Source organism: Dactylosporangium sp. NPDC005555 (assembly GCF_040605635.1).
Taxonomy (GTDB): Bacteria; Actinomycetota; Actinomycetes; order Mycobacteriales; family Micromonosporaceae; genus Dactylosporangium.
Genome location: NZ_JBEXDG010000056.1, coordinates 65,527 through 73,845, shown reverse-complemented (window position 1 = coordinate 73,845; position 8,319 = coordinate 65,527). Strand labels below are relative to the sequence as shown.

The window sequence follows — 8,319 nt, the reverse complement described above, 5'->3', positions numbered from 1 at the left end:
TACGGGCAGATCCTGTCGGCGCTCGGTGTGCTCACCTCCGGCCAGCTGGTCGAGGCGTCCCGGGCGGACCTCGTCGCGGAACACATCGGCGGGACAGCGGTGAAGACGACGCAGAAGTTCACGGAGGCGCTCGGCGGGGTGCTGTTCATCGACGAGGCGTACACGCTCAACCCGATCGAAGGGGGTGGCGGCGGGCACGACTTCGGCCGGGAGGCGGTCGACACGCTGGTGAAGCTGATGGAGGACCACCGTGACGAGGTCGTCGTCATCGTCGCCGGCTACTCGCCGCAGATGCGGCAGTTCATGGCCGGCAACCCAGGGCTCGCGTCGCGGTTCTCGCGGACGATCGAGTTCGACAGCTACTCCACCGGTGAGCTGGTCACGATCGTGGACCGGCTGTGCAGCACCCACCACTACGTCCTGGAGTACGACACCCGTGCCGCCCTCGCCGGGTTGTTCGACGCGATGCCGCGTACGGAGTCGTTCGGCAACGCGCGAGTCGCCCGGAAGCTGTTCGAGGAGATGATCGGCCGGCAGGCGTACCGGCTGTCGGCCGGCGGCGCCTCCGACGGGGTGGAGCTGGCGCAGCTGCTGCCGCAGGACCTCGGCGCCGACCCCGCCGAGCGCGACGGCACCGGCGGCGGCAACGCGGGTTCCGAGGTGGACGCGTTGCTCGCCACGCTCAACGGGATGATCGGGCTGACCGCTGTCAAGCGTGAGGTCGCCGAACTCATCGACCTGCTCGCCAACGCCCGGGCCCGGGTCCGGGCGGGCCTGCCGACCCCGGCGGTGTCCCGGCACCTGGTGTTCTCCGGGCCGCCCGGGACTGGGAAGACGACCGTGGCCCGGCTGTACGGCCGGCTGCTGGCGGCGCTCGGGGTGCTCAGCAGCGGGCAGGTCGTCGAGGTCGCCCGCGCCGACCTGGTCGGTGAGTTCGTCGGGCACACCGCGCACCGGACCCGGGAGGCGTTCGACCGGGCCCGCGGCGGGGTGCTGTTCATCGACGAGGCGTACGCGCTCAGCCCGCCCGACGCCCGCAACGACTTCGGCCGGGAGGCGATCGACACCCTGGTGAAGCTGATGGAGGACCACCGTGACGAGGTCGTCGTCATCGTCGCCGGCTACGACGAGGAGATGGCGTCGTTCCTCGCCGCGAACGCCGGACTGGAGTCACGGTTCACCCGGCACATCCACTTCGCCCACTACACCCCGGACGATCTCGTCGCGATCTTCGAGAACCTCGCCAGTGCCGGTGAGTACGAGTGCCCGTGGGAGACCCTCGACGCGCTGCGGACGCATTTCGCGGCCGTGCCGGTCGGGCGGTCGTTCGGCAACGGACGGTACGCCCGGCAGCTGCTCGACGAGGCGGTCACCCGGCAGGCCGGGCGGCTGCGTGGCCGCACCGACCCGTCGGTGGACGAGCTGAAGACGCTGCGGGCCTCGGACATCACGCCGGTGCCGCCAGTACGCGCCGGATCGGCGGACACATTCTCGTAGTTACGTCAATAAATGTGCCTTGACCCTGAGGGCAAGCGGCGGTGGTCGGCGTAGATCTCGTAGAACGCGTCCGCCGGGCCGACGGTCCAACGACCGGGGTCGAACTCAGCGACACCCAGGCGCTCGTGTGCGCGTTTCGCGTCCTGGCGCACAGTCGTCACGCCGGCCGGCTTCTGGTGGACACCCGCGTTGAGGGCCGGCGGGCAAAGGCCGCCGGCGCTCGTCACGGACGATGTGTGTACTCCCCCACCGGCGGTTCAGTGCCAGGTGCGGCCGAACCACCGCCGTACCCGGCTCGACCCGAACTCGGTCTTGTCCGCCCGGTAGACGTCCGACGCGTCGTCGAAGGTGCCGAACGGCGTCTCGCCCCGGCGGAAGGTCACCTGGACACGGCCGACGCCGCCACGTCGGCCATCGCACCCCAGGCGGAACTGGCGAACGACCCGGCGAACCGGGCAGCCGCTCCGGCCAGCTCGGCGGCCCCCTGCGGAGCTCCTACCTGGACATAGGCCTGCGCGCCGATCGGGTTCAGCAGCGCGTTGCAGGTCGGGCACTCGCCGTACCGGGCCGCCGCGGCGCTCGCCGACCGCACCGAGCGGACCGCCGCCTCGGGCTCGCCACGTTCCACAGCCGCGAACGCGGCCGTCGCGTGCAGCCGCGCCCACGCGTGCCGGGCCATCGGGGTCACGGTCGCGATCGCCGCCGCCCGCTTGAGGAACAGGGTCGCCTCGGTGTGCTCGCCGACGCACGCCGCCAACTCGGCGCGGCGCAGCCAGGGCAGCGCGACCGTGCGGCTGCCGAGCGGTTCGTACAGGTCGCAGCTGCGCTCCAGACAGGCGGCGGCCTCGTCCCACCGCGCGCGCAGCAGCAGCGACTCACCGAGCAGGCACCAGGCGAACGCCTGGGCCGGCACGGCGTCCAGGCGTTCAGCGAGCGCAAGCGTCTCCCTGGCGTACTCGTCCACGTCGCGGGTCGAGTCGTCGCCGTACAGCTGGTACTGGCTGAGGCAGTGGTTGAAGTCGCAGAACCGGGCCACCCGCTGGCCGAGCGCCGAGCCGGGCAGCCGCTCGATCTGGTGCTGCAGGCCGGGCCGCCAGTCACCACGCATGTGTGAGACGAACGCCAGCGCCTCCAACGCCGCGGCGACGTCGTCCGCGTCGCCGTGCGCCAGCGCGACGGCGTGCGCCTCCTCGGCGTGCCGACCGGCGGCCGCGAGATCGCCACGCTCCCACGCCTGCTGGGCGCGCAAGCAGGTCAGGCGTCCCCGCTCGGCCGGGCCGGGGCCGAATCCGTCCGCGGCCGCGAGGTGCGGCTCCGCGTCGGCGGGGCGGTGCTGCATCAGCCACGCGTGGTTCGGCCGGTCCGCGGCCACCAGCCGCTGCACGGCGCGGGCCGCCTCGATCAGGTCACCGCCGGCCTCGAGCAGCCCGGCGTACTCCCCGACCAGGGCCACAGCGCCGCCGTCACCCACTCCCGCCGCAACCGGTGCCCCGGTGCCAGCGCAAGCAACTTGACCAGGGCCGCGGGCTTGCGCTGGGACCACCCGCCGGGGTCGATGGCCCGACCTTCCACGGACACCCGAAAACCACTGAAAAGGTCGATGCGCAAATTCACGCGGTCACCCTACCGAACCAATTCACGAAAGCGGCCGGGCGCCAGGGCGCCCGGCCGTAAACCAATCAGGGGGCCGACCGGACTCGACGGGGTGTTCGACGCGCCACCGCCGCCGCCGAAGTCCTACGGGCGGAGTTCCCGGCGGACATCGGGCTGCAGCTACGGCTCCGCCCGCGGCGAGTAGGGTCCGGCGCCGCCGCCTGTCCGATCTCTTCCGGGCAAAGGCGGATCCGACCCAACTGGAGCATGGCGCGCAATGATGCCGCTCGTTGTTTACAGCGGCACGCGGCCGCCGGTTCAATGCGTACACATCTAACATCACCGATGTAAGGGAGTGGTATGCAGCGAATCATCGCGATGCTCGTGGCGGTATGCAGCGCGGCCGTCGTGGTCGTGGCGGCGCCGGGTCCGGCGCGCGCCGCCGACCCGAGCTACCCGGCCGGCATGTACATGTGGCTGCGCGGCAACCTCGGCCAGCAGACCACCGGCGGCAAGGTCTACCAGTGGAACGACTGGAGCGGCAACGGCCGCAACGCCACGATGACCGTCGACGCCCGCCGGCCCACCCTGGTCAACAACGCCCTCGGCTGGGCGCCGGCGGTGCGGTTCAGCGGAGCCCAGTCGCTGAACCTGCCGATCCCGATCAGCGCCACCACGTTCTCCATCTTCATCGTCGGCCAGAACAACAACCCGGGCAGCAGCCTGAGCCCGGTCCTCGGCCCCGGCGGGATGAGCCCCAACAACCAGCTGAACTGGGTGGGTTCGTCCTACGTGCAGGTCGTCGGCACCAGCAACAACCTGCCGGTCATCCAGGCGCCCGTCGTCAACGTCGGGTTCCACATCCTGGGGCTGGTCTACAACGGCTCCCAGCTGAAGTTCTACCGCAACAGCACCCTCCTGCACGTCGCCAACGCCACGACCACCGGACCGTGGGTCCTCGCCCAGATCGGCGCCTACTACTCCCAGTACTTCCTCACCGGCGACATCGTCGAGATCCTCGTGTACCCGCGCGCCCTGACCGACACGGAACGGACCAACACGCAGAACCTGATCCGCGGCACCTACAACCTCCCCGCCTGATCCCGAGGCGCGCACCTCCCGGGCAGATCGAAGCCCCCGGTGACCGGTCGCATGCCGTCCACCGGGGGCTGGTGTCGTGTGCCTTCCACATCGACCCGGCCGACGTTGTCGAACCCCGCGTGAGTCCCGAGTACCCCCGCCGCGACATCGAGCGCGGCTACACACGCCACGGCGCGAGGACTGCAATGGCGCGCCTGATCGGTGGGGCGTTCATCGTGGATGTCCGTTGCTGATGTGGCGCCCGGCCTCCGCAGCGACGGCGGTCAAGAGGTACGCGGGCAGGGGCGGGCACCACCGTGCGGTTACGATCGAGCGACCGTCGACGCTGGAAGGGACCGCCGGCTCATGCAGACTCCCCCGTGGCCGCCCGTGCGGACACGGTCGCTCGTCGTCGCGGCTGGGGCGCTCGTCGCGGTGCCGGTCGTCGGTGTCCTGCTGGCACTCACCGCGTTCTCCAGCGTGCCGAACGGTCACGCGCGGCTGACCGCGCCGCAGGCCGAGGCCGTCCCGGCGAACGCGCTCGTCAACACGGGGTTCGAGGACGGCACCCAGGGCTGGAAGGCGCAGGGTGGCGGGCAGGTCCGCCCGTCGACCACGGCGGCACACGGCGGGCGGCACAGCATGCTCGTCACCGGCAAGGACGGCAAACGGCCCGGCGCGTCGCTGGACCTCGCCGGGAAGCTGCGCCCCGGCACCGTCTACGGGGTGTCGGTGTGGCTGCGGCTGCCCGCGCACGACCCGGGGGCCAAGCTGCGGCTCGGGATGTCGTGGGGCTGGGCGTCCGCGGTCCAGGACACCGTCCTGACGTCGGCCGACGTGACCGCCGACGGCTGGGTGCGTCTCGAGGCCAAGTACACCCCGGTGACCGCGGTCGACGTCCTCACCGCGGACATCAGCCCGGTCAGCGGCGACGGCGAGTTCCACGTCGACGATTTCACGGTGGTGCCGCTGCCGGACCGCCCGCAGGTCACGGTGCCGTCGCTGAAGGAGGCGTTCGGTGCGAGTTTCGAGATCGGGGCGGCCGTCGGGCAGCAGCAGCTCGCCGGCATGGAGGCCGACCTGCTGAAGCGGCAGTTCGGGTCGGTGACCCCGACGAACGCGCTGAAGTGGACGGCGACGGAGCCACAGCCGCAGGCGTACCGGTTCGCCGCGGCCGACGCGATCGTGGACTTCGCGACCGCCAACGGGATGAAGGTCCGCGGGCACACCCTCGTGTGGCACAACCAGACCCCGGACTGGGTGTTCCTCGACCCGGCGGGCAAGCCGATGACCCCCACGGCGGAGAACAAGGCCCTGCTGCTGCAGCGGATGGAGAGCCACATCGCGGCGGTCGTCGGGCAGTACCGCGGCAGGATCCAGACCTGGGACGTCGTCAACGAGGTGATCGCCGACGACGGCACGATGCGCGCGAGCCGCTGGTATCAGCTCGCCGGCCTCGACTTCATCAAGCGGGCGTTCCAGGCCGCGCGGATCGCCGACCCAGCCGCGAAGCTGTGCGTCAACGACTTCAACCTGAGCCAGCCGACCCGCCGCGACGCGATGTACCAGCTCGTCTCCACCCTGAAGGCCGAGGGCGTTCCGATCGACTGCATCGGCGACCAGACCCACGTCAACATCGCCGCCCCGACGGCGGCACAGGTGTCGGCGGCGCTCGAGAAGTTCGCCAGGCTCGGCATCGACCAACAGGTCACCGAGCTCGACGTGAGCGTCTACACCGACAACACGTCCGTCTACACGACCGTCCAGCCGGCGCTGCTGGCCCGGCAGGCGGCGCAGTACCAGGCGCTGTTCGGGGTGTACCTCAAGCACCGCGACAAGATCAGCTCGGTGACGTTCTGGGGGCTCGCCGACAACGACTCGTGGCTGCACACGTACCCGATCCCGCGGACGAACGCGCCGCTGCTGTTCGACGCCGGCCTGGCGCCGAAGCCCGCATTCTGGGCGGTCGTCGGCGATCGCCCGGCGAACTGACGCAGCCTGTCCCTGAGATCTACGGCGACGGCTGCCACCGCAACTACACCTCGGTCAAGGACCCCGCGTGCGTGTTCGGTGACCCCTCGTCGAAGACCGTGGTGGCGCTGTTCGGCGACTCGCACGCCGCCCAGTGGTTCCCGGCGATGCGGCGCCTTGCCGAGGAGCGCCGCTGGCGGCTCGTCGTGCACACGAAGAGCGCCTGACAGCTTGCACGCGTCCGATGGACACAGCGTTGGTCCTGCCGCAGCGGCGCAAGCTTGTCGCGGAGGCCGCCGCCGCGAACGGGCAACTGTGATCGACCCCACTGCGTGGTTCTGCACCGCGGCGACATGCCCCGTCATCGTCGGTAATGTGCTGGCTCGACCGCGCCGACAGCCACCTGACGACCCCGTATGCGGCGCTGCTCGCACCGGTGCCGGGGGCTGCGTTGCCGATGGTGCCGTGATGGAATCTGCCGCGGAACACGCGTAGACGCGCAGGTTCGCTAGGATCGCCACCTTCGGCGCCGATCAGTCGGCATGACCTGACCCCGAGATCATTGTGAGCTCCGTGACCGACAACGATCAGACGTTCATCATGCCGAGGCAACGCTCCGGGCCGGACGGCACCGTGGGCGACGTCGACCTCGACGACAGCACCGTCGTCGTGCCCGAGCGGGTCCTGATCGAAACGGCGAACCAGGCCCGGCAGAATCAGTGGGATGCCGACCGGCCTGCCGCCCGGGGCGTGTCGCCGCTGGAGGGTTCGCCGTATGGCCGGGAGAGGGCCCTCGGCACGCTCGCCTGGATCGTGGCCGCGGTCGTCACCGGCGCCGTCGCACTGATCCGGCTCAACTGGGCCAGCATGCGGGTCGGCGAACTGTCCGCGTGGGGGTTCACCCGGGCGCCCAAGGCGGTCGTGTTCGACCTGCTCGACGAGGTCGGCGCCGCTGACGCACCCTACTTCGTGCTGCTGAAGGGCTGGGCGAGCGTCTTCGGCCGGACCGACTTCGCGCTGCGGATGCCCTCGGCGATCGCGATGGCCGCCGCGGCCGCGCTGGTCGCGATCCTCGGCAACCGGCTCGGCGGCCCCCGGGTCGGGGTGCTGTCCGGACTGCTCGTCGCGGTGCTGCCGGTCACCAGCCGCTACGCGCAGGAGGCGGGTCCGCAGGCGTTGACCCTGTTCGGGGCGGCCCTCGCCACGCTCGCCCTGGTCAAGTACCTCGACCGGCCGAAGGCGTGGCAGCTGGTCGGCTATGCCCTCGCCGTCGTCCTGACCGGGGTCAGCCACGCGACCGGGCTGCTGCTGGTCGGAGTCCACGGGTTCGTCGTCGTGGCCATGAAGCGTGAGGTCTTCCTCGGCTGGCTGCTCGCGACGCTGGCCGGGGCCGCTCCGGCGGTCGTGCTGATGGTGCTGTTCGGTGCGCCGGTGCGTGACGGTGACCCCGGTGCGTGGCCGTCGGTCACCGACCTCGCCCACGACACGTTCGGCTCGGTGCTCGCCGGCGGCGTCGTGCTCGGCCTCGGCCTGCTCGCGCTGTCGGGACGCAAGCCCGGCGTCGTGTACTCCGCCTGGGCCCTGATTCCGCTCGCGCTGCTGTTCCCGCTCGTGCGCCTCACCACCTATGGCGCCGACCAGATCACGATCGTCGCCGTCGCCGGCTGGGCCGGCCTCGCCGCCATCACCCTCAGCCGCGGCCTGATCGTGCGCGGGCTGACGGCGGCCGTCGTCGTCGCGCTCATCGGCCTGCCGGAGCAGATCGCGATCCGTCAGCAGGACGGGCACGGACAGGCCTCCCACGAGCTCGCCAACGTCCTGTTCACCCAGGGCAAACCGGGCGATGCGATCGTGTACGGCCCGGCCGCCGGCGACGGGCAGTCCGGGCGTGACATCGTCGAGCGCTACCTGTCCCAGGACCACCGCCCGAAGGACATCCTGGCGAAGACGGTCGCCCGCGACAACGGAACGCTGCGGACCACCGAGTGCCCCGACGTCGACGCCTGCCTCGGCGCGGCGCCCCGGGTGTGGCTGGTGCGGGTCGGCACCTTCGACTCGCCGCTGACCGGCCTGGAGGCGGGCAAGGACGGTGCGCTGCGCGTGCGGTACACCCAGACCCAGACCTGGAACCTGACCGGCGCGACGCTCGCCCTGTTCACCCTCAAGCCGGCCGCGTAA

General features: G+C 71.3%; 7 protein-coding genes. 5 read left to right on the top strand and 2 right to left on the bottom strand.

Going from position 1 to position 8,319, the window contains the following annotated elements; translation table 11 throughout:
• Window positions 1–1,497, top strand: a 1,497-nt coding sequence (locus ABZS58_RS40280) for an AAA family ATPase (protein ID WP_354788967.1), incomplete at its 5' end; no start/stop codon positions are given.
• A gap of 257 nt (window positions 1,498–1,754) precedes the next feature.
• Here the strand turns inward: ABZS58_RS40280 and ABZS58_RS40275 are convergent.
• Together ABZS58_RS40275 and ABZS58_RS40270 are read right to left on the bottom strand one after the other, a co-directional pair.
• Window positions 1,755–1,880: a hypothetical protein gene (locus ABZS58_RS40275; protein ID WP_354788965.1), complete on the bottom strand. Its 126-nt coding sequence runs from the start codon at window positions 1,878–1,880 to the stop codon at window positions 1,755–1,757.
• Window positions 1,877–2,950, bottom strand: a complete 1,074-nt coding sequence (locus tag ABZS58_RS40270) for a hypothetical protein (protein ID WP_354788963.1) — start codon at window positions 2,948–2,950, stop codon at window positions 1,877–1,879. Before ABZS58_RS40270 ends, ABZS58_RS40275 begins: the two co-directional genes overlap by 4 nt.
• Before the next feature lie 500 nt (window positions 2,951–3,450).
• Between ABZS58_RS40270 and ABZS58_RS40265 the strand changes: the two genes are divergently transcribed.
• From ABZS58_RS40265 to ABZS58_RS40250, 4 genes are all read left to right on the top strand, one after another.
• A complete protein-coding gene (locus ABZS58_RS40265; protein WP_354788962.1) occupies window positions 3,451–4,191 on the top strand; it encodes a hypothetical protein in 741 nt (246 codons plus the stop codon).
• A gap of 345 nt (window positions 4,192–4,536) precedes the next feature.
• Entirely contained in the window at window positions 4,537–6,162 is a 1,626-nt protein-coding gene (locus ABZS58_RS40260) for an endo-1,4-beta-xylanase (RefSeq protein WP_354788960.1), read from the top strand.
• On the top strand, window positions 6,051–6,368 hold the full coding sequence (locus ABZS58_RS40255; RefSeq protein ID WP_354788958.1) for an SGNH hydrolase domain-containing protein: 318 nt from the start codon (window positions 6,051–6,053) through the stop codon (window positions 6,366–6,368). Before ABZS58_RS40260 ends, ABZS58_RS40255 begins: the two co-directional genes overlap by 112 nt.
• 346 nt (window positions 6,369–6,714) lie before the next feature.
• Window positions 6,715–8,319: a glycosyltransferase family 39 protein gene (locus tag ABZS58_RS40250; protein ID WP_354788956.1), complete on the top strand. Its 1,605-nt coding sequence runs from the start codon at window positions 6,715–6,717 to the stop codon at window positions 8,317–8,319.